The sequence below is a fragment of the Solwaraspora sp. WMMB335 genome (genome assembly GCF_049179075.1).
Lineage (GTDB): Bacteria > Actinomycetota > Actinomycetes > Mycobacteriales > Micromonosporaceae > Micromonospora_E.
Map to the genome: position 1 here is coordinate 5,349,896 of NZ_JBMHMF010000001.1, position 23,652 is coordinate 5,373,547.

At 70.2% G+C, this 23,652-nt stretch carries 23 protein-coding genes; 16 read left to right on the forward strand and 7 right to left on the reverse strand.

Annotated elements, in window-relative coordinates; translation table 11 throughout:
* Positions 1–18: 18 nt before the first annotated feature.
* The 3 genes from ACN27F_RS23340 to ACN27F_RS23350 are packed head-to-tail and all read right to left on the reverse strand — an operon-like array spanning position 19 to position 2,172.
* Positions 19–864, reverse strand: coding sequence for a hypothetical protein (locus ACN27F_RS23340; protein ID WP_421436884.1), 846 nt, complete (start codon positions 862–864; stop codon positions 19–21).
* Positions 865–866: 2 nt separating this feature from the next.
* Positions 867–1,238, reverse strand: a complete 372-nt coding sequence (locus ACN27F_RS23345; RefSeq protein ID WP_421436885.1) for a hypothetical protein — start codon at positions 1,236–1,238, stop codon at positions 867–869.
* 1 nt (position 1,239) lies between these two features.
* On the reverse strand, positions 1,240–2,172 hold the full coding sequence (locus ACN27F_RS23350) for a hypothetical protein (RefSeq protein WP_421436886.1): 933 nt from the start codon (positions 2,170–2,172) through the stop codon (positions 1,240–1,242).
* 138 nt (positions 2,173–2,310) lie between these two features.
* On the opposite strand from ACN27F_RS23350, the gene ACN27F_RS23355 reads away from it, so the two are divergent.
* From ACN27F_RS23355 to ACN27F_RS23400, 10 genes are all read left to right on the forward strand, one after another.
* Positions 2,311–4,173: a type IV secretory system conjugative DNA transfer family protein gene (locus ACN27F_RS23355; RefSeq protein ID WP_421436888.1), complete on the forward strand. Its 1,863-nt coding sequence runs from the start codon at positions 2,311–2,313 to the stop codon at positions 4,171–4,173.
* 65 nt (positions 4,174–4,238) lie between these two features.
* Positions 4,239–6,899, forward strand: a complete 2,661-nt coding sequence (locus ACN27F_RS23360) for a fibronectin type III domain-containing protein (RefSeq protein ID WP_421436890.1) — start codon at positions 4,239–4,241, stop codon at positions 6,897–6,899.
* Positions 6,893–7,882 carry an AAA family ATPase gene (locus tag ACN27F_RS23365; protein ID WP_421436893.1) on the forward strand — a complete coding sequence of 330 codons (990 nt, stop codon included), beginning with the start codon at positions 6,893–6,895 and terminating at the stop codon, positions 7,880–7,882. Before ACN27F_RS23360 ends, ACN27F_RS23365 begins: the two co-directional genes overlap by 7 nt.
* On the forward strand, positions 7,879–9,036 hold the full coding sequence (locus ACN27F_RS23370; protein WP_421436896.1) for a DUF58 domain-containing protein: 1,158 nt from the start codon (positions 7,879–7,881) through the stop codon (positions 9,034–9,036). The genes ACN27F_RS23365 and ACN27F_RS23370 overlap by 4 nt, the downstream gene beginning before the upstream one ends.
* Entirely contained in the window at positions 9,021–11,243 is a 2,223-nt protein-coding gene (locus tag ACN27F_RS23375; RefSeq protein WP_421436898.1) for a DUF3488 and transglutaminase-like domain-containing protein, read from the forward strand. Before ACN27F_RS23370 ends, ACN27F_RS23375 begins: the two co-directional genes overlap by 16 nt.
* Positions 11,244–11,286: 43 nt before the next feature.
* Positions 11,287–11,814: a hypothetical protein gene (locus tag ACN27F_RS23380; protein ID WP_421436901.1), complete on the forward strand. Its 528-nt coding sequence runs from the start codon at positions 11,287–11,289 to the stop codon at positions 11,812–11,814.
* Positions 11,815–12,223: 409 nt separating this feature from the next.
* A complete protein-coding gene (locus tag ACN27F_RS23385) occupies positions 12,224–14,716 on the forward strand; it encodes an FAD-dependent oxidoreductase (RefSeq protein WP_421436902.1) in 2,493 nt (830 codons plus the stop codon).
* 13 nt (positions 14,717–14,729) lie between these two features.
* Positions 14,730–16,310 (forward strand): serine/threonine protein kinase, encoded by a 1,581-nt coding sequence (locus ACN27F_RS23390; RefSeq protein ID WP_421436904.1) that lies wholly within the window; start codon positions 14,730–14,732, stop codon positions 16,308–16,310.
* 469 nt (positions 16,311–16,779) lie between these two features.
* The gene (locus ACN27F_RS23395; RefSeq protein WP_421436906.1) at positions 16,780–16,962 is read left to right on the forward strand and encodes a hypothetical protein; all 183 of its coding nucleotides are present in this window, start codon (positions 16,780–16,782) and stop codon (positions 16,960–16,962) included.
* Between the two features lie 36 nt (positions 16,963–16,998).
* A complete protein-coding gene (locus ACN27F_RS23400) occupies positions 16,999–17,256 on the forward strand; it encodes a hypothetical protein (RefSeq protein ID WP_421436907.1) in 258 nt (85 codons plus the stop codon).
* A 493-nt stretch (positions 17,257–17,749) separates the two neighbouring features.
* Here ACN27F_RS23400 and ACN27F_RS23405 read toward each other — a convergent pair whose 3' ends face one another.
* Entirely contained in the window at positions 17,750–19,030 is a 1,281-nt protein-coding gene (locus ACN27F_RS23405) for a plasmid pRiA4b ORF-3 family protein (protein ID WP_421436909.1), read from the reverse strand.
* Positions 19,031–19,042: 12 nt separating this feature from the next.
* The gene (locus ACN27F_RS23410; protein WP_421436911.1) at positions 19,043–19,255 is read right to left on the reverse strand and encodes a hypothetical protein; all 213 of its coding nucleotides are present in this window, start codon (positions 19,253–19,255) and stop codon (positions 19,043–19,045) included.
* 91 nt (positions 19,256–19,346) lie between these two features.
* Here ACN27F_RS23410 and tnpC point away from each other — a divergent pair, with 91 nt between their 5' ends.
* A complete protein-coding gene (gene tnpC / locus ACN27F_RS23415) occupies positions 19,347–20,825 on the forward strand; it encodes an IS66 family transposase (RefSeq protein WP_421436913.1) in 1,479 nt (492 codons plus the stop codon).
* A 60-nt stretch (positions 20,826–20,885) separates the two neighbouring features.
* On the opposite strand, the gene ACN27F_RS23420 is transcribed toward tnpC, so the two are convergent.
* Both ACN27F_RS23420 and ACN27F_RS23425 read right to left on the reverse strand, forming a co-directional pair.
* Positions 20,886–21,011 carry a hypothetical protein gene (locus tag ACN27F_RS23420; RefSeq protein WP_421436915.1) on the reverse strand — a complete coding sequence of 42 codons (126 nt, stop codon included), beginning with the start codon at positions 21,009–21,011 and terminating at the stop codon, positions 20,886–20,888.
* Positions 21,012–21,032: 21 nt separating this feature from the next.
* Entirely contained in the window at positions 21,033–21,278 is a 246-nt protein-coding gene (locus tag ACN27F_RS23425) for a FitA-like ribbon-helix-helix domain-containing protein (protein WP_421436916.1), read from the reverse strand.
* Positions 21,279–21,659: 381 nt separating this feature from the next.
* Between ACN27F_RS23425 and ACN27F_RS23430 the strand changes: the two genes are divergently transcribed.
* The 5 genes from ACN27F_RS23430 (at position 21,660) to ACN27F_RS23450 (ending at position 23,634) form a co-directional block, all read left to right on the forward strand.
* Positions 21,660–21,890 carry a glycohydrolase toxin TNT-related protein gene (locus ACN27F_RS23430; RefSeq protein WP_421436919.1) on the forward strand — a complete coding sequence of 77 codons (231 nt, stop codon included), beginning with the start codon at positions 21,660–21,662 and terminating at the stop codon, positions 21,888–21,890.
* A gap of 4 nt (positions 21,891–21,894) precedes the next feature.
* Positions 21,895–22,155: a hypothetical protein gene (locus tag ACN27F_RS23435; RefSeq protein ID WP_421436921.1), complete on the forward strand. Its 261-nt coding sequence runs from the start codon at positions 21,895–21,897 to the stop codon at positions 22,153–22,155.
* A 118-nt stretch (positions 22,156–22,273) separates the two neighbouring features.
* Positions 22,274–22,573: a hypothetical protein gene (locus ACN27F_RS23440; protein WP_421436923.1), complete on the forward strand. Its 300-nt coding sequence runs from the start codon at positions 22,274–22,276 to the stop codon at positions 22,571–22,573.
* A gap of 14 nt (positions 22,574–22,587) precedes the next feature.
* Positions 22,588–22,737 (forward strand): hypothetical protein, encoded by a 150-nt coding sequence (locus tag ACN27F_RS23445; protein WP_421436925.1) that lies wholly within the window; start codon positions 22,588–22,590, stop codon positions 22,735–22,737.
* A gap of 207 nt (positions 22,738–22,944) precedes the next feature.
* The gene (locus tag ACN27F_RS23450) at positions 22,945–23,634 is read left to right on the forward strand and encodes a Crp/Fnr family transcriptional regulator (protein ID WP_421436927.1); all 690 of its coding nucleotides are present in this window, start codon (positions 22,945–22,947) and stop codon (positions 23,632–23,634) included.
* Positions 23,635–23,652 lie beyond the last annotated feature (18 nt).

Genomic DNA, 23,652 nt, shown 5'->3' on the forward strand with positions numbered 1-23,652 from the left:
TACCCGCGAACCGTCGCGTCAGTCACCGACGACGAGGTCACGCCAGCCGCCCCGGACCGCGTCCGCGCTACCCGGCCAGGCCTGCGGTGCGTCGGCCGGTGCGGCACCCGGGCCGATCCACCACCGGTCCCCGGACCAGACCATCCGTTCGCAGCGCCCGATGGCACCTTGGCCGACCGACACGATGGTGAGGGACGCCTCGCCCAGCACACACGCCAGCACGAGGTCGGCCCCGACGGTGCCTTTGATCTGTCCCTGCACCACTGTGAACTCGAGTCGCGCCACCGCCAGCTCGGCTTCGCCCAGCTCCTGCCGGAACGCGCCGACCGCGAGCCACGGAACCCATTCCTGCTCCGGGATGGCCCCGGGCAGCGCTGCCCAGTCGTACACCTCGTGCACCCGGGTCATGTCCACAGTGCTCATCGCGACCTGGTCGATGGCGGCCAGCTGGGCCAGCGCGCCCTCCGGGGTACGCGGGAAGCCGGTGGGCACCGGCGGCCCGCCCACCACGATGGTGACCTGCGGCGGCGGGATCCGGATCGGTGGGCCGGCTTTCTCCGTGACCACTGGTTGTGGGTAGGCCGCTGACTCCGGTAGCTCCAGCATCGGCTCGGCCGCCAGGGCGTCCGCACGGGTCTGGACACCGTCCGGCGCGCTGTCGGTCGCCGTCTCGGTCGCGGGATCGCCGGCAGCGGTGATCCCGCTCGGATCAGCCGTGGTCTCGCGGTCTTCGTCGTCGCGCAGCGTGCCGGTGACCGCGCTGCCCAGCCCGAATGCCGTCGCGGCCAGCACGGCCGCCGCGACGACGAGAACCGCTATCGAGCTGGCCCGGCCCTGCCTGCCTTGGTGCATCGTGCTCGCCACGATTAGCTCATCAGTTCTTCCATCAGGGGGATGGCGATGACGTACAGCACACTGGCGCCGAAGCACGTGACGAGGGCCGCGGAGCCGAGCTTGCTGTACCCGGCGATTTGGGTCACTCTGCCGGCACCGATGCCGCCGACGGCGATCAGCGCGCTCGCGCCGATGACCGTCAGGACGCCGAACCGGATGTAGCCGATGATCTTCCTTACCTTTTCCCTGACTTCGTCTGGTACATCTGGACCGGCGTCGAGCTCGTCGGGCAGTTGGGCGGGGAGAACGAGCGACGGATCCAGCCAGCCGGACAGGTCCGGCAGTTGGCTCATGGACATGTGCAGCAGGTTCGCCAGCATCGTGACGATCTGGTACGCCAACATCTCATCGGCTCCTTTCCGCCGGGTGGGCGGCGCCACGCCTGGACGGCGAATTCGTCCGGGTGGCCGGCGCGGCCGAACGGTTGACGGTCTTCAGTAGCGCGGTCGCCGCCCGGACCGAGGCCGTGGGAGCGGGATCAGTCGTCCATCCGGCCACCGCGGCCTCGGACGACGCCGGCACGAACAAGGCCCGGTGGGCCAGCCGGGCGAGTTGGAAACCCATGACGTTTCGCGTCCGGGCCGGCCAAGAGCCGGCACCGACGACCGCGACGCCATGCGGCTGGACCAGGCCGAAGGGCTCGACGCCGGCCAGATACCGGGTCAGTACCCCTTCGGCGAGGGCGACCGACGCGGCGGTCGCGCGCATCACGATCATGGGGAACACCTCTCCTGGCCGGCCGGTGGCCCAGGTCAGCGGCCCCAGCCCGGAGTCGGGGACGGTGAGCGACCAGACATCCCAGCCGATGTCGACCACCGTGAGGTCGAACTCGTTGTGGTCGGCGGCGACCCACGAGGTGAGGGTGGGCAGTTCATCGGGTCGCATCGGGGTGCCGGTGCCGAGCAGACGGCGGACCGACACGCCGATTCCGCGGGGCAGGTGGCGGCTGGCGAGGCGGATACCGGCGGCACGCCGCGTGCCGGCCACCGAACGCCCTTCGACGTCGCATGCCCCGGCCAGACCGGACCGGGCCGGGTCGGCGCAGTCGACCAGCAGGACCCGTCGGCCGGTTCTGGCGGCGGCGTCGGCGACGGCGAGCGCGATCCCGGACGTTCCGGCCTGGGAATGGGCGCCCAGCACGGGAATCACCGCGCCCAGGCCCAGCGTGGTCGGGGCGAACGTCCGGCCACCATGCGGCGGGACGGCACGACGGCGGGACGGCGCGTCCGGCACGGCCGCCGCCCCGTCCACCGATCGGCCGTCCGCCAGCAGGGACATCGCAACCACGACTCCTGTCGTATGTAGTCTTTTCAGTGTGGGTGGCCAGAATCCCAAAGTCAACACAACCAACATAGCTCGTTTCTGGTACGGTCCAGAAAGCTACCCGGACGTCTTGTCTCAGGTCGGGAGGGACGGATGAGCGCCAGTTCCGAGGACGAGTCCAAGCGGCTGCTGTACCTGGTGCTCGCGATGGCCGGCGGCTGTGGTGGGACCGGCTGGCTCTTCTGGCTCGCCGGTCAGGTCTCCGCCTTCCTCACCGGCCAGGGCTGGCCCGACTCGTCGCCAAATGACATCGTGGCCATCCTCCGAGCCCTGGTGGCAACCCCGGGTGACCCGGCGCGGGCCTGGCCCGAACCAGCCGCCGGCCTGATCGGCCCCGCCTGGCTCGTCTACTCGGTCTTCCTGGTTCTTCTCCTGATCGCATCCGTCGCCGCTGTCGCGGCGATCCGGTTCGCCTGGGACTGGCGACGCCGGCGAGGGTTCCGGTGGGCACGGCTGGGGTTCGCCTCAGGCTGGGAGATCGCGCGGACGATCGGCCGCCGGCCGATCGTCAGACGGGCCCGGTTCACCCGGCCGACGATGGCGGGCAAGCCCGGGTTGCGCCCCGAGGACGTCGGCTACTGCCTGGGGCGCGACGTCCGGTCGCTGCGAAAGGTGTACAGCTCCGTCGAGGACGCGATGCTCGTGGTGGCACCCCCTCGCCAAGGCAAGGACGTCCACTTCGTGGCACCGTTCACGATCGACGCGCCGGGTTCGTGCATCGTGCTGAGCACCGAGCTGGAGAGCTTCACCACCACCTACGCGATGCGGACTGCGGTGGGCCGGGTCACGGTGTTCGACCCCAACAACCTGACGAACTGGCCGAACCGTATCCGGATGTGCCTGGTCCGTGGCTCCGACAACCCCAACACCGCGGACGACCGGGCCACGACCCTCGCCAAGTACGCGGGATACCACCTCGGTGGGGAGACCAAGGCGAACATCGACAGCGGCTACTTCTCGCCGACCGCGGTCATCGTCATCCTCCGGTGCTATCTGCACGCCGCCGCGCTGTCCGGCGGCACCATCGCGGACGTGCTGCGATGGGTCAGGCGGCAGACCGACCCGGAGCCGCTGGACCTGCTGCGGCGGGCCGAGGCGGCGGGGGCCGCCGCGCCCGGTTGGGCGGCGGAACTGGCCTCGTTGCTCGACACCGACCAGCAGACCCGGGCCGCGATGTGGGCGTCGGCGGCGCAGAGCCTGCGGTTCCTCTCCGACCCGGCGGTGCTGGCGAACTACACCCCGGGCCCGGACGAGGAATTCGACATCAAGGAGTTCGTCTCCGGCCACAACACGCTGTACTACCTGGTCAAGGAGACCGGGGCCAACCCGCAGACACCGGCCGTGCACATCCTCATCGAGACCATCTGGTCGAAGATGGCCGCGGCCGGGGCGCAGCTGCCCGGTGGGCGTCTGGAGCCACCCGCCACGGTCGAGGTGAACGAAGCCATCTACTGCGCGCCGATGAGCAGCCTGCCCCGATACATGGCGCTGCTGGGGAAGTCGTCGATCGCGGTGCACGTCTACCTGCGGTCCATCTCCCAGGCCCGGGAGAAGTACGGCGAGTCGGCGGTGCGCACCATGTGGGACAACGCGGCCGTCCGAGTCGTCGTCGGCGGTGCCGGCAACATCACCGACCTGGAGGAGGTCTCGAAGCTGCTGGGCAACGTCCGCCGTCCGTCGGGCCTGCTCAGTGACGCCAACAACGAGGTGCTCAGCCCGGTGCTGACCGCCGAGGAGCTCCGCACCATGGAGTTCGGCCGGGCGGTGGTGGTCGGCCGGGAGGTCCGCCCGATCGAGGTCAGGCTGACGCCGTGGTGGCGACGCCGGGACGCCAAACGGATCAAGGCTGGCAAGCAGTCGACGGAGCAGTTGGTGCTGCGCTACGCCGCCCCGCCGGCGGCGCCCCGCCGGCGGGAACAGGTGCCCGCCGGCGAATGGCCACCCGACCGTCGATAGTTGTATGTAGTATTCGAGCGAAGGTCTGCTCGCCGGCCACCATCGCCTGACCGGAGGAGGGTGAGATGTCCGCGACCGAACACGGCAGCCGATCGCGCCGGCTGGGCGCGTCGATCACCGGCGGCATCGTCGGGCTGGTGCTGCTCGCCATGGCGCTGAGCGTCGCCATCGCCGCCGACCCCGACCGGGAGGTCATCACGACCGTCCCGGCAGCGTGGCTGTTCAGCCGGGCAGAGGGCGAACTGGGTCGGGTCAACGGCGAGACCGCCCGGGTCGACACCCGGGTCGATCTCGACGACTCGGCCGGGCATCAGGTCGAGGTGAGCCAGACCGACCGGCACCTGATCGTGCGCGACGTGGACACCGGCACGGTCGGCGCGCTGGACCTGCTCACCCTGCAGATCTCGGCGTACCTGGACACCGCACCGGGCGAGGGCGTCGAAGTCGCGATGCATGACGGCACCGCGTACGTGATCGACCGGGTGCGCGGCCAGGTCCGCCAGGTGGACCCGGGCACCCTGGCACCGATCGGGGCGACCCTGCAACTACCGCCGGGCCTGCGGGGCGGGGTGTTCGACGGGGCCGGGCGGTTGTGGTTCGCGCTGCCCAGGGACGGCACGGTCGTCTCGCTCGCTCCGGCCGCCGACGGGGATCCGACGCCTCAGGTCCGCACCGAGACGATCGCCGATCCGAACCACGACCTGTCCGTTTCGGCGCTGGATGGCGGTGTCGCCGTGCTGGACCAGACCACCGGCCAGTTGGTAATCGTACGTGGCGAGCAGGTGGACCGTATCCCGGTGAAGCTGCCCGGGCCGGCGGAGGTGGCCCCTCGGACCACCGGCGACCGGATCCTGCTCACCGTGCCGGACGATCGCGAGGTCCAGGTCGTCAACGACGCCGGCACGGTGACCACGTTCACGGTCCCCGGCCGTGGCGCCGAGTTGGCTGCCGCGGTGCCCTGGGCGGGCCAGGTCTACGTGCCCGACAACGCCGCCGGTGTGGTGTACGTCTTCGGTCCCGGTGGCGCGCTGGTGCGTCAGATTCCGCTGCGCGGCGGTGGTGACCTGGAACTCGAGGTCCGTGGCGACCACCTGTACATCAACGCGCTGGACGCGGCGAAGGCCCAGGTCGTCGACCGGGACCAGAAGGTGTCTCTGGTCGACAAGTACCCCGATGACGTGGTGGGCGGCGATGCCCCCGTACCGGCGCCGAGCCCGACCGCGTCGGTGCCGCCCACCACCCCGACCCCGACCGCGTCCCCCTCTCCGGCCCGGACCACGCCGGAGACACCGTCGGAGCGGCCGGCGGGGACACCGCCGGAGCCGCCCGGCGCGCCGACCGACGTACGAGCGGCGGCCGGTGCCGAGTCGGCGTTGCTGACCTGGACAGCGGCGCGCCCCGGTGGCTCCCCGGTCCGCCGGTACGTCATCGAGGTCGCCGGCCGGCGGATCGAGGTCGCGGCGGACGCGCGCACGCAGCGCGTCACCGGCCTCACCAACGGCGTCAGCTACACGTTCCAGCTGTACGCCGTCGATGCCGCAGGTCGCCGGGGCGCCGTCGGCACGGCCGGACCGGTGACACCGCGCGCCGACACGCCCGACGTCCCGGCCGAGGTGACGGCGCAGGCGCTGCCCGACGGCACGGTCAAGGTGGCCTGGGCACCGCCGTCTGACGGCGAGGGCGGCCCGGTGGCCGGCTATCAGATCACGTCCGTCACGCCGGACGCGGCGGCGCGTACCTGGCAGGTCCCAGGCGGCCAGCGGACGTACGTCGTCGCGGCCGGGGAGCTGCCGTACGGCAGCCAGGTGGCCTTCACCGTGGCGGCGCTCGACGACGCGGGCACCAGTTCGCAGCCGTCCCCGTTGTCCGCCTCGGTGACCCCGTTCACCAGGCCTGATCCGCCGGCCTACCTGCAGGCGCGCACCACGAACAACCGTGGCGAGGTCGAGGTGCTGTGGGACGCGCCGGCGAACAACGGTCGGGCGATCACCGCGTACGTGGTGAGCTACCTGGGTCGCACCGAAACGGTGACCGAGGGGACGAGCATCTCGCTCACCGGCCTTCCCGCCGGCGCCGAGGTGCCCGTCTCGGTCGTGGCGTACAACGAGGCCGGGGACAGCGAGCCGGCCGGTCCGGTCACTCCCCGGACCGTGGCCAGCCCGACTCTGACGATCACCGGACAGACCCAGGGATCCGACCACATCACGGTGGACTTCACCTTCGACGACGGCGGTGCCAGTGCCCGCTGCGGGCTGACGGTCGCGGGTCTCGCGAGGGTGGTCGAAGCGAACTGCGACAGCCACAGCATCACGTACGACGGGTTGGTCTCCGGCGTCGCCTACCTGGCGACGGTGACGATCACCAACGTGGCGGGACGCGACGAGCAGCGCACCACGGTGGTGACCGCCCAGCTGCGCGGCACGGTGCGCTGCGTCAGTACGAACGGCTACTGCGACCAGGGTGTGGGCATCTACTCGGCGCCCAGGCAGGACAGCGGCGCCCGGACCGGCCGGGTCGGGCGCAATGGCGACTCGTTCCTTGCCAACTGCCAGGTGCGGGGCGGGGACGGGGACCAGTCGCCAAGTTCGGTGATCTTCGCCGGGCAGTACAACGACAACAAGCGGAGCGACATGTGGATCAGGATCGAGGGCGGCGAACTCTACATCCCGTGGGTCTGGTTCAACCTCGACGCCGGGGACGATCCCGGCGACCTGCCGCCATGCTGATACCAGTGGTCGGCGAGCCGATCTCGCGCGAGCCCGCCCAGCGGCCCGACGGCGTGGTCTGGCGCATCGAGGAGGCGGTGGCCGGGGCGGTGCTGGGCAAGCCCGACGCGGTCCGGCTGGCGCTGACCGCGTTGCTGGCCGAGGGGCACCTGCTGATCGAGGACGTGCCCGGCGTCGGTAAGACCACGTTGGCCAGGGCGATGGCGGCCGTGGTCGAGGGAGCCTGTCGGCGGATCCAGTTCACGCCGGACCTGATGCCGTCGGACGTCACCGGGCTGACGCTGTTCGACCAGGCGGCCGGCGAGTTCGAGTTCCACCCCGGCCCGGTGTTCGCCAACGTCGTCATCGCCGATGAGATCAACCGGGCCTCAGCCAAGACCCAGTCGGCGTTACTGGAGGTGATGGAGGAGGGATCGGTCACCGTCGACGGGATCAGCCACCCGGTGCCTCGGCCCTTCCTCGTGGTCGCCACGCAGAACCCGGTGGACCTGGACGGCACCTACCGGCTGCCCGGCGCCCAGCTCGACCGGTTCCTGATGCGGATTTCCGTCGGCTATCCGGACGAGGACACCGAGGTCGAGGTGGCGCGTGGCGCGGCGGCCGGGCGGCCGGTGCGCGACTGCCCGCCGGTCGCGGACATGCGCACCCTGCGAGAACTGATCAAGCTGACCGGCCGGATCCACGTCGCCGACCCGCTCTACCGCTACGCCGTACGGCTGGCCGCGGCCACCCGCGCCCACCCGCAGGTGCGGGTGGGCGTCAGCCCGCGCGGAGTCATCGCGCTGACCCGGGCGGCCCGCGCGTACGCCCACCTCGCCGGCCGCGGGTACGTGCTGCCCGAGGACGTCAAGGCGCTGGTCGAGCCGGTCTTCGCCCACCGGCTGACGCTCACCCAGGACGCGCGGGCACGTGAGGTGTCACCAACCACGGTGTTGCGGACGGTGGCGGAGAACGTACCCGCGCCGGTGCCGGTCCGGACGTGACGGTCACCGTACGCGGAATCGGAATGCTCGCCGCCGGGGTCGTACTGGTCTCGGTGGGTTGCTGGCTCAGCCATCCGGAAGCCGCCGCGGTCGGCGTCGCTGCGGTGCTCGCCGTGCCGGCGTCGCTGGTGGTCGGGTTGCTCCGCCCACGACCAACCGCGTCGCGCACGGTCGAAGCCGACCGGGTCGCCCGCGGCGACACCTGCCGAGCCACGCTGACCGTCGGCAGCGCGAGCCGGTGGTCGACCGTCGTCTCCGTCGACGACCGTTACGCTGTGGCCGCCCGGCAGGCAACGCCGCCGGATGCCCGCCGGATGCTGTTTCCCGCAGTGCGGTTGAGCCCGGGGGTGGCTACCGTCGTGCACTACGACGTACCGACCGACCGGCGCGGCCTGGTGCGGCTCGGGCCGCTGCGGGCCGGCTGGCACGATCCGCTCGGACTGACTCGGGTCGAGGGCGTCTGCGCCGGGCAGCACCTGGTACGAGTCCATCCGCGCCGGCACACGCTGGCGGCGATGCCGGACGGGCCCGCTGACGACGACTCCCGACGGGCCGGGCCGGCGTCGTTGGCCGGATCCCTGTCGGCGAGCCTTCGCCAGTACACGCCCGGCGACGACCTGCGTCACGTGCACTGGCGGTCCAGCGTCCGGCTGGGCGAATTGATGGTGCGCGAGCGGGCGTCCGGCGAGCGTCCGGCCGTACTGCTGCTGCTCGACGATCGGGCCGGGGTCCATCACGGGGACACGTTCGAGCACGCCTGCGAGGCGACCGGCTCGCTCGCCGCGTCGGCGCTACGTGAAGGCCGCCCGCTTCACCTGCTCACCGTCGGCGGGGTCCGGTTGGGCGGGCTGGCCGAGCTGGCCCCGTACCTGGACCTGCTGGCCGAGGCGGATCCGCACGCCGTGGGGGAGCTGAGCGCTGTGCTCGCCGGGACCCGGGGGTTCGGCTTTCCGGTAGGGGAAGGGCTGCTGGTCTACGTCACCGGGCGGTCCACCGCCGCCGACCTTGACGCGTTCGCGGGGCTGTCGGGCTTGTTCGCGAAGTCCGTCGCGGTGGCCTTCGGGCCGCAGCACGAGAGGCGACCAGGCACGAGCGTGCGTCTGCTGGCCGCGCGGGACGGGGCGGATTTCGCATCCCGGTGGACAGCGCAGTGAGCCGGGGTCGGCGGATCCTGATCGCCGTGCTGATCGCCGGTGCGCTCGCGGTGGCCGCCGGAGCCGCTGGCCGGGTCTATGCCGGAGCCGGCTGCACCGTCCTGATGGGCGGTGCAGCCGTCGGGTCGGTCGGCAGCGGGCTGGTCCTGGCCGGTCGGCGACAGTGGCCGGTGCCGTTCGTGTCCATGGCGGTGCTGTTCTGCTATGTCTGCCTCGCGGTCTGGGGATCGGCCCGGGTCGCGAACGTGGCCGGCTCCTTCCCCACCGTTCTCGTCGACGCCCTGCGTGGCGGCCGGTCGTTGGTCACCGCCCGGGTACCGATCCCGGTGGAGCCGACGACCGTCGTGCTGCCGGTGGTGGTGGTCTGGCTGGCTGGACTGGTGGCGGCGGAGTTGGCCCTGCGTGCCGGCCGGGTGGCCCTGGCCGGCTGCCCTGCCGTGGTGGTGTACCTCGTCGCGCTGATCCTGGCCGGTCCGCACGGTGACGTCCAGCCGTGGCGCGCGGTCGGCTTCGTGTGCCTGGTCGGGATGACGCTGCTGGTAGCCACAGCCGGGGTGCGCACGGTCGGCGGGGTGACCGCTGTCGTCGTCGGGTCGGTGCTGGTCGTCCCGGTCGTCGCACTGAGCCTGTCGCACCAGCCGGCCGACGTGCTCCGCGGGTCGGACGACCGTGCGGTGACCGACGTGCTGGACGGCAATCCGCTGGCCCGCATCTCCGGTTGGCTGGTGAATCCGGCCCAGCCGCTGCTCGACGTCGAGCTCGCCGACGTGGGGCTTGCTGACGACGCCCGGCTGACGTTGGCGGTACTTACCGAATTCGACGGGGTGACCTGGACGATCGGCGACCGGTACCGGAGGGTCGAGTCCGTGCTGCCGCCACCCGTGCCGCCGACGGGCGGGCCGCCGCCCGGTGGCGGCACGACAGTGACGCAGGAGATCGTCGTTCGCGAGCTGTCCGGTCGGCTGGTTCCCGCGATCAGTACGCCACGTCGGGTCAGCGGGCTGCGGCTCGGGTACGGCGTGCACAGCGGCACGCTGCTGAGCGACGAGACGCTGGTCGCCGGCACCAGGTACGTGGTGGAGTCCGAGGTTCCGCGACAGCGGACACCGGAGGCGGCTGCCGCACCAACCGGACCGGCCGTCTCCCGGTACCTGGAAACAGGCGATTCCGTGCCCGACGACCTGGTCGCGCTCGCCCGCGACATCTCGGCGGACGCGACGGGCGCCGATCAGAAGGCGGAGGCACTGCGGCGGTTCCTGCGCGAGCACTACGTCCACGTGCACGACGCGCCGAGCGGCCATGCGTACCCGAATCTGCGCTTCTTCCTGCTCGGACCGCAGCCGTACGGTGGTCGTGGCACGTCGGAGCAGTTCGCGGCGGCCTACGCCGTGCTTGGCCGGCTGATGGGCCTGCCGACCCGGGTGGTGGTCGGCTTCTCGGCCCGACCGGGCCGGACCACGGTGCGCGGTGCCGACGCGCTGGCCTGGCCGGAGGTGCTCTTTCCCGGGCTCGGGTGGGTGGCGGTCGACCCGTTGCCGGCGTTGGGGGCCGTGCCCCGTCCGCTGGACCAGGAGTTGCTGTCCAGCCCGAGACCGCAGCCGCCGGTCTCGCCGCCGGTCTCGTCCGCGACCCCGGCCGTCCGGCGACCGGCGGACGCTGGCGGGGCCGACCGCGCCGTCGACCGGCGCACCGGCCCGGTCGGCGGGCCATGGCTGTGGTCGGTAGGAGCCGGCTTTCCGCTGGCCGGCCTGGTCACGATGATGCTGGTCCGCTCTCGACAGACGCGCCGTAGGCTGCGGGACGGACCACCGTCGGACCGGGCCCTGGGCGCTTGGCTGGAGGTCCTCGACGCGTTGCGGCTGGTCGACAGGCCCCCGCCGGTCGGGCTGACCGCGAGCGAGGTGGCCGAATGGGCCGCTGGCGTGGACCGGCGGCACCGCCCGTTGCCGCCGGTACGCGACGTCGCCGCGCTGGCCAGCGCGGCGAGCTTCGCCCCGCTGGTCGTCGACGGACCTGCCGCGTCCCGCGCCGGGTCGACGACCCGAGCGTACGTGCGGGCGCTGCGCCGGGGCGCGTCGCCGTGGGTGCGGGCACGCTGGCAGCTGCACCCCGGTCCGCTGTACTGGCGGCACGGGGAGCCGGCGGGCGGCGGTCGTCGGACCGCCCGCCGGGCTCCGCCCGCCCGCGACACGGCGCGGAATGCTTGATCAGCTCTGGAACGGTCGTAGTATGTGGGCTATTCTTTGTTGTATGTCGGAGGGGGAAACAGCAGGTAACGACAACCGTGGCGGGCGAGCCGGAGACAGTGCCCGCACGGTCGGAACCGACGTCGATCACGATCCACGGCGGGCGCTGCTCGACCGGGCCGCTCAGGTGGTGGAGACCCACAAGGCGGACGGGAAGGGCCGGTGCCAGGGGTGTCTGACGGAGCGGGAAATGGCGGTGGCGTACCCGTGCGGACTGTGGCGATGGGCGGTACCGATGCTCGAAACGCACGGGGTCGAGGTCTGGGACGACGACTCGGCACCGGGTGGATCGGCACCGGGTGGATCGGCACCGGGTGGATCGGCACCGGGTGGATCGGCGGCGGACGGGGACGAGGACGGCACCGTCCGAGTCTTCGATGGCATGGTGCGGGGATACTTCAGAATCCTGACCGAGCATGCCGACGACCCGACACTCGCGTGTTGCCGGATCTGCCTGCGGACCTGCTGCCAGAGCTACCGGAGGGCCCGTAGCGAGTTGGTCCGGCTGGGGGTGCTGACCGAGGAGACGTGACGGCAGGCCATGCCGCAGCGGTAGGTGATGCCTCGGGGTCGCGGCCCGGCCCGTCCCGGGCAGGCAGCATGAGTGGCGCTGGAGTCGGAGGTGCTGGTGGGCCGGTACGTGATCACGATCTCGTCGGCTGACGACAAGACACGAACCACGGTTCGGGCGGAGATCTCCGGCCATGGTGCCCGGATCACGCAGCTGGTGGTGAGTGCCGGCTCAGGTGAGGAAGTCACCGTCCGGCAGGTTCCATCGATCGACCTTTCCCTGCTGCTGCGCGCCACACCGCACAGGGCTGGATCAGCCGGCTTCGCGCCACCGCCGCCCGACAGCGTGACACGGGTGTTGTATCATAAAAGCAACTATCGACTACCGCGTCGGCGCTCGACTGCCGTTCACCTATCGATGGGAGACGCGTATGGCGGCATCGGTCCCGGACCGGGCGCCGGGGTCCGGTCCCAACCGGCGGGTGCTCATCACGGCACCGGTGGGTGACTCCACCCGTCGGATGCTCGAGCGGCTTCCGAACGTACAGCTGCGGGAGGACCTGGCTACCCGGTCCGCCGCCCTGTCCGCGGTGTTGCCGATGCTTCGCCCGCACACCCTGGTCGTTGGTGCGAACGCCGTCGATGCCGCCGCCATCGCGGCCTGGGTCGACGCGCTCCGGCAGCACGGCGAGCTGAGGAAGCCGCTGATCATCCGGCGGGGGACCTCGCTCGCCTCGATCGATACCGTAGTGGCTGGCCTGTTGGGCGTCGACGTGGTCAACACGCCCGAGGTGAACGCGCGGTACGTGGCTCAGTTCGCCGTCGCCGCGCTGCTGGACGCGGACATGAACGCGGACAGGGGCATGGACACGGGCACGGACGTGACCGGCCCGCCGCGACGGCCCACCGTCCTCGGTCTGATCGGCGCGGGAGCGATCAACGGACGGGTGGCCCGGGTCGCGGCGGCCCGGGGACACCACATCCTGGTCTACACACCGTCACTGGCGGCGGATCCGCCGGCCGTGCAGATCTGGGCGGCCCACCACCGGGTACCGGACGACGTCGTTTCCGTCGCCGGCGACGTGGCCGCCGTGGCGGCCCGCTCCGACCTGCTCAGCATCGCCGTACCGATGGTCTCCGGCGGAGATCGTCCGACCCGGCACCTGGTCGACGTTACGCACATCAAGGAGTTCGCCGGCACGCGAATCGTCTCGGTGTCGGAGCCTGGCGTGTTCACCGAGAGCGCGGTCCTGGAGGCCTACGCCCGGCGGGACCTCGACGTCGTGTTCGACAACGCGCCGGCCCTGGTCGGTCCGCTGCGGCAGCGGCTCCTCGACCAGGTCCCGCAGGACGGGGGGCTGCGTCCAGGGTTCACCCTCAGCTCCGCCGCGATGAACGCACCCGGCTGTGCCGAGGAACTCGACCAGGCCGTGCTGACCGTGATCGCGACGGCGGAACTCGCCGAACTCGCCGAGCGGACGGTGGTCGACATCCCACCGAGGCACACCCCTGTCGACCCCGCTACCCGGCGGGGCGACGGGCGGGAGATCGTCATCGTCGGCGGCGGGATCGTCGGACTGACCATCGCGCTCGTGCTGCGTACCGTGGGGTGGCGCAACCTGCGGGTGTTGGAGGCTTCCGTCGAGGACGGCGCCGGCTCGCCCGGGGTGACCTTCGGTGGTGCCGATGCCCGCCATCTGTCCCTGACCGAGACGGTGCCGTACGCGGACGGCGCACGCCGGGACGTCCTGTCCCGGGCACCTGCCGACGGCGGCTGGCAGCTGCGGGATCCGGCCACCTTGTCCGATATGGAACGCGAGTGGTCGGCGTTGTTCGAAGGGCTCACCGACCGGCCCGGTCTTTGGGCGCTCACCACCGACCTGGTGGTAGGACTCAACCAGGTCGGGATGCGCGGCTGGGATGCGCTGTTCGCCCGTCACTCCCGGGCGCTCGGTGATCTGCGTCGGGACACCCGGCTGTGCCGCTGCTACCTGACCAGGGAGGACTTCGCCACCGGCTTTTACACGCAATCACGGCTGAGCCCGACGGTCCGCGCGCTCGCGTCGGACGAGATCGCCCGGCGGTGGCCGGCGCTCGCCACCGGACTGGGCAGGCTCGTGCCAGGAGCGCCCACGCCACGGCTGTGCGTCCATGGAGCCGTCGAGGTCGACGGCTCCTCGGTCAACATCCACCAGGTCGCCGGTGCCATCGGCGGACTGCTGGCGGCAGACGGCGTCGAAGTGCACGCCGGGTCAGCGGTGAGGCGTCTGCACGATCGTCCGGACGGCGTCGAACTCGTTCTCGCCGACGGCTCGACGACCAGTGCGGCGACCGTCATCGTCACCGTCGGCGGCCGGCAGCTGAACGAGCTACTCGGCCAGACCGCGGCCTCCGCCGGCGTCGTCCAGCAGGTTCTCGGCGCGTTCATCACGCTGCCGAACCCTGGCCTGCACCACCCGCTCAAGGTGCACGCACCGGAGCCCGTCGGGGTGGTGAACATCACCCTGTCACCGGATTCGTCGAAGATCTACGCCAGCGGTGGCTTCGGATACCTCGGCCTCGCCGAGGTGGATCCACTCCAGCGGCGGGTCGCGGACCTGACAGCCGCGCTGGAGGATGTCGTCGGACGGGTGTTTCCCACGCTACGCGGGCCGGACGCTGCACTGAAAGTGCTGGACCGTCGGCTCTGCGAGCGTCCGATGACACCGGACGGGCTGCCGGTGCTCGAGCCGGTCGAGGCGTTCGGCGGCCGAGTCGTGGTGGCGACCGGTACGAATTCGGCCGGCACGGTCGAGGCTCCCGCGCTCGGCATCCTGTTGGAAGGGCTACTCACCGGGCGTCGCGATGTGATCCACCAGCTGCTGCACCCCGGACGAGCCAGCCTACACACCTCCCGGTGGTCCACGAGTTGGCTGCCCAGATGACTTGGTCGTACAGATGACCGTCCTGCCGCAGGTGCCCGAGATCGCGGGCTATCACAACCTGACCACGATCAGCCGCCGGGACACCGCGCTCGTGCTGCGGTCCGTCGAGGCGGGACTCGACGAGACCGTGGCCGTCAAGGTGCTCGCCATCGATGGACATCCTCCTGCGACCGGGTACGGCGAGCGCGAACCGCGGGAGGCGGCACTGCTGTCCAACCATCCGTACATTGTCGACATCTTCAGGTTCGGTCAGACGAGCGACGGCAACCCGTACGTCGCGATGGAGTACAGCCCCGAAGGCTGCTACGCGAACCTGCTCGGTCGGCACGGCCGGCCGCCGATCGAAGAGGTCATCGAAATGGGCTGGCGAGTCGCGGAAGCACTGCAGGCCGCGCACAATGTCGGCGTCCTGCACGGCGCGGTGAAACCGTCGAACATCCTGCGGCTACCGTCCGGCCCGGTGCTGACGGACTTCGCCTTCGCCCGGGTTCCGTACGAGCCGGTCGCGACCGGTGGCCCGGGCCCGGTGGCACCGTACCACACCGCCCCTGAGGTGATCGCGGACGGTGAGCAGAGTCCGGTGTCGGACCTCTATGGCTTGGCGGCCACGATGTGGCATCTGTTGGCCGGCCGGCCGCTGTTCGCCAACTCGTACCATCCGGTACAGGACAGCGAGGACCTGCTGCGCGCCGTGCTGTCGGAGCAGGCGCCGCCGCTGGACCGCGGCGACGTGCCGCGTTGGCTACAGGTCGCGCTCGGCCGTGCCCTGGACAAGGACCCTGCCCGCCGCTATCCGAGTCTGACGGACTTCGCCGAGGTGCTCCACGGCCGAGGGACCGACACCGGGCCGGTCCAACGCCCGCAGCCGGCGGACCCGCTGCACATCGCTGGAAGCCGACGGGGGGTCAGCGCGCCGATCAGGCCGGGCGTCCTGCCAGGTCCGTTCACCCTACGGCCCGCCGATGGCAGGGCGGACCAGGTTCCGGACTCCCGCCCGCTGCGACCGGTCGACGCCGAAGACCGGGCTTCCCGTGACGCGGCCGAGCCGCTTCCCGACGACGGGATCCTGCCACCGCCGCGTTGGTCGCCAGCCGACGACCCGCGCGACGACCAGACCGATCACTTCGACGAGGACGCAGCGCCGTGGCTCGACGAGCCGATCCACCGCCGTCGACCGCCGTTCGCCGTCCTGGTGGCGGTCCTGGTGGCGGCAGCGCTCACGCTGACCGGCGTCGTGGTGTGGCGGGTCAACGTCGACGCGACCCCACCGACCACCACGCCGGGGACGGGAACGTCGGCGACCGCGACGTTGAGTCCAGCCGTCGAAGGGTCACCTGCCGACATCAAGCTGGTCGACGGGGCCAGTGAGATTACCTTGACCTGGACCGACACCACGGGTGGCACGGCACAGTTCGCCGTCCTGGGGGGACCGCGCAGCGCCGAACCGGTGTTGTTGAAAGTGCTTCGACCGGGATCCACCACGTTGACCGTGCAGGGCCTCAACGTGGGGCAGGACTATTGCTACGTGGTTCTGGCGATTCTCGGCACCGACCAGTACGCCCGCTCGGGGACGGTCTGCACGGAGCGTTCCTGACCAGCCCCGACAAGCAATTAACCCCCGGCACAGCGGAATTTGAGGTCAGCCTGGATCGGCGGCGAAAAGCAGGGGCTTTCGATCTCAGTGGATTGACACCGAGGTCGGACGCTTCATAGCACGTGTTGTATGTCGTATGTCTGTTCTCCTGAACCGGTCGCGCGGCGTCATGGCTTGCCTGTCGCGAATGGTTCCCGGCATCGCCTTTCATTAGCCGCCATCACCATCGTCGTCGCCGGGTCTGGGGTGGGCGGCATTGCTCTCGCCTCGAACGGATCGGCCGACGGCGCGTTGATCTCCGAGGACTTCTCGTACGGGTCGTTCGACACGAAGGGAGGTCTGTGGGCCGTCGAGGACGGTGCCCTTCGCCTCACCGAACCGGCAAACGGCACTCCGATCGGCAACCTCGCGGTCGGCACAGACGTTTCTCGTCGAGGTCACCGCAACGCGCGGCGACCGGTCGCGGCGCGTGGTTGCCAGCGGGCGGGACATCTACGCGGTCTCCGCGCCGCTCGTGGTGGCCGCGGCCGGCCACATCCTCGGTGCGTCGCCTCGTCGGTCCGGTGTCGTCACCGCCGGTGCTCTGGCGGACGCGCGCGAACTCCTCACCTCGCTGGATCCCCGGCACCTGACGGTCGAACTTCCCTACTGATCCGCCCCACCACGACACCGCATTGGATCGACAACCATGCCGGACAGGATCCCGCCCCGACGGCTCGCCGCCGACAGTTGGTACACCCAGGTGAGTCTGCAAGGACGGGTGGTCCAGATGTACGACGACACCGACCTGGTCGACATCGACCGATTGTCCCGACGTTACCTGGGCAGTCCGTTCACGGTACGTGACCGGCCGAGGGTCAGTGCGCGGATCGCGATCGACCGTCGGCACCACTGGGATCGACGATGGTGGACGATTGACATCCTCTCCACCACCGAAGGAAGGTAGCAGAGCCGAATCATTGAAGGTGGAATCGGCCGTCGACCGCCAGGGCCGCCAGTTGCCGCGCGGAGAACGGCAACTCGGCCAGCTCCGGCCGCGTGCCGTCCAGCGTCGCGCCCTGCGCGACGTAGGTCACCACACCGTCCGGATGCCGGTACGCAGCCCAACAGCGCGGTTGGGTCGCCCTCGAAGAGGACATCGTCGATCGGCGACGTCAGCGAATCCTGGTGACAGACCTCGGCCACCGGGCCATGCGTGAAGGGAATCGATCTTCGACGACCTCCGACAGGCGTGGGCTGACCAGGTCGACCTGGAGGACTTCGCTCGTCTCGAAGAACAGCTCACGGCGTTCGTCGGCGACCAGACGATCCGGGTGGATTCCCGGGCTGGATCTCGACGCCCGAGGGCTTGCCGGCTAACTCGTCGTAGCCTGATGGAAGAGCTGCAAGCGCTCTATGAGCGGAACCCGCGAGCAGTACGAGCGACGCGGCTGGTTGAGTCAGCTGCCAGGCTGTCTGGCGCATATGACGGCCGTTATGCGCCGGTTGGCGCCGGTGGTGTCGAAATGTGCAGGGTCGAGGTCGATGCCCTGTTCGAGACCGAGCCATTGCCGTAGGTGGTGGTGATCGGGGTGGCGGGGGTCGGCGAGCGTGTCGAGCAGTTGCTCGTAGCCTCCGGTGCCACCGCAGTCTTCCGGTGGGCAGGCGCGGGCGCCGTCCGTGCAGGCTGGGTATTGCCCGGCCGGTTCGGCCGGCACCAGCTTCTCCAGCAGCACCTCGTGCGTCCAGCCGTCACCAAAGTCGTACTCGTAGCCGAAGGTCTCCCCTTCTTTGCCGGCCAGGTCAAGGAGGGACGCCTCACGGTCGTCCTGTATCGGCAGATCGAGGTCGGGCGTACCGTAATTGCCGGTGGGGTGGATGAACATGTGCAGGTGGGAGTTGGTCCAGCCCATCGCGGCCTGGATGACACGGTCAAGCCGGTCCAGGCGCAAAGTGGCCGGTACGAGTAGACGCCGCCATACCGGCGGCTCGGTGTCCAGCAGTGTGACCTTGATCTGAGCTATCTGGTCACCGGGCCGCACAGCACCGAACCTGGCGCGCAGGACCTGCTCGGCAGCCGGGGAGAGCCGTAGCGTTCCGGTGTCGTCGCTCAGAACGCCGAGTGCGACCAACTCGTCGACGGCACGATGTAGGTCCCGGTCGGTGGCCTTGCGGATGCGGCCCAGTTGCTCGGTGGTGGCGTGTTCCAGGTAGTAGCGGGCTGTGAGCGTGGACCAGACCTGATCCTGCGCCTCATCGAGGGTCACCGCGCCACCGCCCTCGGCGATGCCGGCGAACAGCACGGCGATCCCGTCGGCGAAGTCCTCGCCGAGCAACGCGGCGAACCAGCCGGGCGGGCAGAGTGCCGGACCGAGCTGGTCGAAGGCCGCGAACATGGCGGCCCACAGAGCCTCCGGCCGATCCGTCAGGCGTTGATTCTTTTTCACCGGGACCAGTCGGCCGTGTACGACTCGCAAGAGCCCGGTCGCCTTGGCCCAGGCCACCACGATCGCCAACCTGGGAAGTTCAGCGCTGCTGCGGGTCCGGAACATCCGGGTGCCGATCATCGGGTCGATCTCGTCGCCGGTCTCCAGAAGACCGACCAGATGCCGGGCGTCGGCCATGGTCAACTGGCCGGTCTGGGTCAATCTACGGCCGGCGCCGACCCAGCGGCTCAACGCAACCACCTGATGTAAGGCGGGCGCAGACGCGGCCGCACCCGCCAGATCCCCTTCAGACATGCTGTGCACCGATCAGTTGGCCGGCTGCCATGGATCAAGAAGGCTGATGCCGGTGTCGACGAAGTCCTTGGTGCTTCGGGTGGCTAGAGACGCCACCTGTGAGCGGCAGATGGCGGCGATCTGAGCATCGAATCCCCTGATCGGATTACCCTGTTTCTCCCGGCTCGCGATGACGTCGGCGTAGCCGCCGGCGGCCCTCCGGCAGGCACGCGATGCCGTAAACATTCAGGCCATGTTCGGCAGGTGATGGCGACAGCGGGTTGAGTGACGGGCGGCTGGTTCGGTCCTGGGCTGTCTCATGTGGTTTGATCTTGGTGTGTCGGCGCTGGAGGATCTGTCTCGTGATGAGCTGATCGTGCTGGCCCGTGCGCAGGCTGAACGGATCGCTGAGCAGGACGCGCGGATCGCCGAGTTGACCGACCGGCTGGCCCGGTTGGAGCATCTGTTGTCGCGGAACTCGTCGAACTCGTCGTTGTCGCCGTCGCGGGACGATGACGCGGGTCGCACGCCGCCCCGGCCCCGATCCGGTGGTGGGTCGAAGCGGTCGCGGGGTAAGCAGCCGGGTGCGCCCGGGGTGAACCTGACCTGGCGTGAGGTGCCCGACGAGCGTCGTGATCGGTTCCCGGAGGGTTCGTGTGGGTGTGGCGCGGATCTGACCGCCGGCCGGGATCTGGGTGTGGTCGACCGTTACCAGCAGCACGAGATCCCGCTGGTGGCGGTGAGGGTCACCCAGTACGACCAGCACGCGGTGGCCTGCCGGTGCGGCATCGTGCACACCGCGACCCGGCCCGAGGGGTCCAGGTCCGGGCCGGTCGGGTACGGCCCGAACCTGCAGGCGTGGTGTGTCTACCTGATGGTGGTGCACTTCGTGCCGGTGCAGCGATGCCGGCAACTGGTGGAGTCGTTGACCGGGACCGCGCCGTCGGTCGGGTTCGTGCACGGCATGCTGACCCGTGCCGCCGTCCTGTTGGACGAGGCGGACAAGCGGATCCGAGCCCTGCTGACCGCCGCCTGTGTGGTGTGCGCCGACGAGACCCCGCTGCGTGTCGGGCCCGCCGCCGCGCCGGCGGGTCGGAAGAAGGCGGTGCGGTACCTGCTGGTCGCCTGCACGAGGTGGGTCACCCACTACCTGGTCGGCGGTCGGGACCTGGATACGTTCAAGGCGATGGTCATCGCCGACATGGCCGCCGGTTCGGTGATCGTGCACGACCGCTACCAGAACTACGACGCCGGGCCGTTCGCTCACCTGCTGCACCAACTGTGCTGTGCCCATCTGCTGCGGGATCTCGCCGGAGCCGGGGAGGTCTACCCCGGCGAGCACTGGCCCGCGCAGATCGCCGACGCGTTGCGGGGCCTGATCCACCAGGCGAACCTGGCCCGCGACGCGGGCGCCACCACGATCGGGCAGACGGTCACCGACGACCTGGTCCGTCTGTTCCGGCAGGGTGTCCTGGTCGGGTTGAAGGCCACGGACGCGCACGGCTCGCGGCCGGGTGAGCGCAAGGCCCGGCTGCTGCTGGAGACCCTGCACGACCGGCAGGCAGACGTGCTGCGGTTCACCACCGACCTACGAATACCGGCCACCTCGAACCAGGCCGAACGTGACCTGCGACCGGCGAAGATCCAGCAGAACATCTCCGGCCGGCTGACCAGCGAGGACCGCACCCGAGACCGGTACAAGATCCTCGGCTACGTATCGACCGCCGCGAAACACGGCCTCAACCAGATGACCGTCCTCCGCGACGTGTTCCTCGGCCGGCTCTGGATACCCGACCCAACACCCGCCACCGGCTGAAACGCCACCGCGATCACACGCGGCAATCACGCATGCCATCTCCGCATACCCGCTGAATGTTTACGCGATGCCGTGCCGGATCTCGGCGACGGTGACTGCGGTCGTGTACAACCCGTCACCGGAACTCCGCTGAATCCAGGCGAGCACCGCCGGAGCCGGCTCGGGTCGCATGAGTTCGGAGACCACGCTGGTGTCCGAGGACGATCATCACTGCGGCAGACTCGTAGCCCTGGGCATGGTGGTACGTGCCGGCAGGTCGAGTTCGGCGCCGCTGAGATGGGCGAACCGTTGCGTGAGAGCGCTGAACAGGTCGGTTCGTGGCGCGTCCTCGGTCACGGCTGTGGTCAGGATGGGGCGGATCTCGGCCTCCATGGAACGGCCGTTCCGGGCGGCGCGAAGACGTAGCTTCTCTTTCACTGCATCGTCGAGATCTCTGATGCTGAGAGCCGCCATGGATCCTCCCTTGCTGGCAGAACCTGCTAGCGATGCTAGCGCACCGCCGCTTCTGGCTCTGCCCGCATGCGCAGTCGTGCACTGGCAAACGTCCTGGTAGCGGGGGTGTCGGGGCGGTTGGCATGGGGTGCATCGTCCGGCCCACCCGGAACGGCGGAAGCTTTCGCTCAGGGACGCTACTGAAAGCCAGACTTTAGTTTTTTAACTCTATCAACCGTTATGCCCGATCCGCAGTTGGTGCGCGACCAGGTCGATGCCGCGTGCCGCCGTGCCGCCTGGCTTCGGCCCACTTCAGCGTCCCGCTTGATTTCCCTCAAATACATCTTCAACGACTCCGCAGAACTTCCTCAGGTTTCGGCGGGTGCCGGCGCTGGACGATGTATGGCGATCCGGATCGACGGATCGCAGCCGGGTGGGGAGTTTCCGACCCGCTGGTTGACCTCCTGGCTCACCGACCGGCCGTCGTGGCTGCTCGGTGAGTCGTCGGTGGAGCTGCTGCCAGCCGCGCCGATCGCTCCGTGGCTCGGTGAGAGGGGACTGGGCGTGCAGTACTACCTGCCGGTGAGTATCCAGGATCTGTTGGACGCCGGCTACCTGACCAGGGTGGGGTGATCCGGTGATAAATCTGGCGGAGCTGACGTCACATCTGCAGACGGTGGATGTTCCCGCCGACGCGTACAGCATCGGTCGTGACCGTGACGAGGCGTACTGCCTGGTCCGTGAGGTCGGCCGGTGGAGTGTCTTCTACAGCGAGCGAGGTCGCCGTACCGGCGAGGTGCGGCACACCAACGAAGCCGACGCCTGCGCGGATCTTCTCGGGCGGCTGGTACGCGACCATGTCGTGCAGAGTCAACTGCTGAAGGGTCATTTTTGGTGACCCGGACCGCGATCAGCGCGCCCCGCCGACCGGGCTCGACTCGTCGACCCGGTCCGTCCGTACGTCGGTGGGCAGCAGGGTGCGTAGGCAGTCGACGGCCGCGGGCGCGAGCGTGTTCGTGGCTGCCACCCAGACCAGGCACGACGCGCACACCGGACGGTGGCTGAGGTTCCAACCGGACGGCACCGTAGCGCCGGTCGGGTCCCGCTTCCCACGACCGGCTTGGGAGGACGCGGCCAGTGCGGCGACCAGGCAAGGCTCGGCGTTCCTGGAGATCCCGGCGGGGCTGTGGTGGCTCGGCGATCCGGCCGCGCCGCTGCCCCCGCTGAGCGACCTGGCGTTCGCCGCACCGGCCGACCCGCCGTGGTGCGCGGTCGTGACAGGCGCGGCCGGGGTGCCCGGCCCGCCTCGGCGCTGATCGTCGACGCGCTGGTGGGGCTGCCCGCGCCGGTGCGCGACCGGGTGCTCGTGGTGCCGGTCAGCAACGGCGAGATCTCGGTGCACCTGGCCAACCGTGGCAGCAACCCGAACGGTGAACGAATCGGCGCGGCGCAGGTACGGCTGAGCTGCACCGCGACCTGACCGAACAGCGCCGGCGGAAGGACGGATCGCCCGTGCCGGGCGGGTCGTTTCGAGCCGGCCGGTCACGTGGACCTGCGCAGGGTCCGGTCACATCCGGAGCTGTCGTCGTCCGGGGCTGTCGCGGTCGACGACCGCCGATAGCCTCGGCTGAGGCGCTCGTTTCGCCTCGGTCGCACTCGGCGACAATGGACGCAATCGAGGATTCTGGTGGCTGACGAAGGAAATCAGTGGCCGGGTGACAGCTTCATCGGTGGACTCGCCCCGACAGCACGGACGGCGATCACCGGGTCCGGCCGGGCCCGACGGTTCCGACCCGGCGAGGTCCTCGTCAACGAGGGCGACCATCGGCACGACGTTTACGTGCTCCTCGGCGGATATGTCAAGATCGTGAGCAACAGCCACGACGGCCGCACCAACCTGCTGGCCATCCGGGGTCGCGGTGACCTGATCGGCGAGCTCTCCGCGATCGACATGAGCCCGCGTACCGCGACGGTTGTGGCCGCGACCACCGTCGACGCCCGGGTCGTCGATCACCTGGCGTTCACCGCGTTTCGCCGGGGCCACTCGGCGGCCGAGGAGGTGCTGCAGCGTTCGGTGTTGACAAAGCTGCGCCAGGCCACCCGGATGCGCGGTGCGCTCAACGGCGCCTCGGTGAGCCAGCGGTTGGCGGGTATCCTGTACTACCTCGCTGTCCGCTATGGCCACCCGGCCGGCTCGGCCACGGTCATCGATATCCCGCTCAGCCAACTGGAGTTGGCGGCCTTCGTCGGTGCGGCCGAGGCCAGCGTGCACCGCGCGCTGACCGCCCTGCGACGCAGCGGGCTCGTCGTGACCGGGTACCGGCAGATCGAAATCCAGGATCTCGCGGCCCTCGCCGAGGTCGCCACCGGTAGTTGACCGTGCCACAAGCGGGAG

Bases quoted from the DNA above. Each gene is read 5' to 3' on its own strand.
- ACN27F_RS23345 (WP_421436885.1), bottom strand. From the start codon at position 1,238: ATGTTGGCGTACCAGATCGTCACGATGCTGGCGAACCTGCTGCACATG.
- ACN27F_RS23350 (WP_421436886.1), bottom strand. From the start codon at position 2,172: ATGTCCCTGCTGGCGGACGGCCGATCGGTGGACGGGGCGGCGGCCGTG.
- ACN27F_RS23355 (WP_421436888.1), top strand. From the start codon at position 2,311: ATGAGCGCCAGTTCCGAGGACGAGTCCAAGCGGCTGCTGTACCTGGTG.
- ACN27F_RS23360 (WP_421436890.1), top strand. From the start codon at position 4,239: ATGTCCGCGACCGAACACGGCAGCCGATCGCGCCGGCTGGGCGCGTCG.
- ACN27F_RS23365 (WP_421436893.1), top strand. From the start codon at position 6,893: ATGCTGATACCAGTGGTCGGCGAGCCGATCTCGCGCGAGCCCGCCCAG.
- ACN27F_RS23380 (WP_421436901.1), top strand. From the start codon at position 11,287: ATGTCGGAGGGGGAAACAGCAGGTAACGACAACCGTGGCGGGCGAGCC.
- ACN27F_RS23385 (WP_421436902.1), top strand. From the start codon at position 12,224: ATGGCGGCATCGGTCCCGGACCGGGCGCCGGGGTCCGGTCCCAACCGG.
- ACN27F_RS23390 (WP_421436904.1), top strand. From the start codon at position 14,730: ATGACCGTCCTGCCGCAGGTGCCCGAGATCGCGGGCTATCACAACCTG.
- ACN27F_RS23400 (WP_421436907.1), top strand. From the start codon at position 16,999: ATGCCGGACAGGATCCCGCCCCGACGGCTCGCCGCCGACAGTTGGTAC.
- ACN27F_RS23405 (WP_421436909.1), bottom strand. From the start codon at position 19,030: ATGTCTGAAGGGGATCTGGCGGGTGCGGCCGCGTCTGCGCCCGCCTTA.
- ACN27F_RS23410 (WP_421436911.1), bottom strand. From the start codon at position 19,255: ATGTTTACGGCATCGCGTGCCTGCCGGAGGGCCGCCGGCGGCTACGCC.
- ACN27F_RS23425 (WP_421436916.1), bottom strand. From the start codon at position 21,278: ATGGCGGCTCTCAGCATCAGAGATCTCGACGATGCAGTGAAAGAGAAG.
- ACN27F_RS23430 (WP_421436919.1), top strand. From the start codon at position 21,660: ATGGCGATCCGGATCGACGGATCGCAGCCGGGTGGGGAGTTTCCGACC.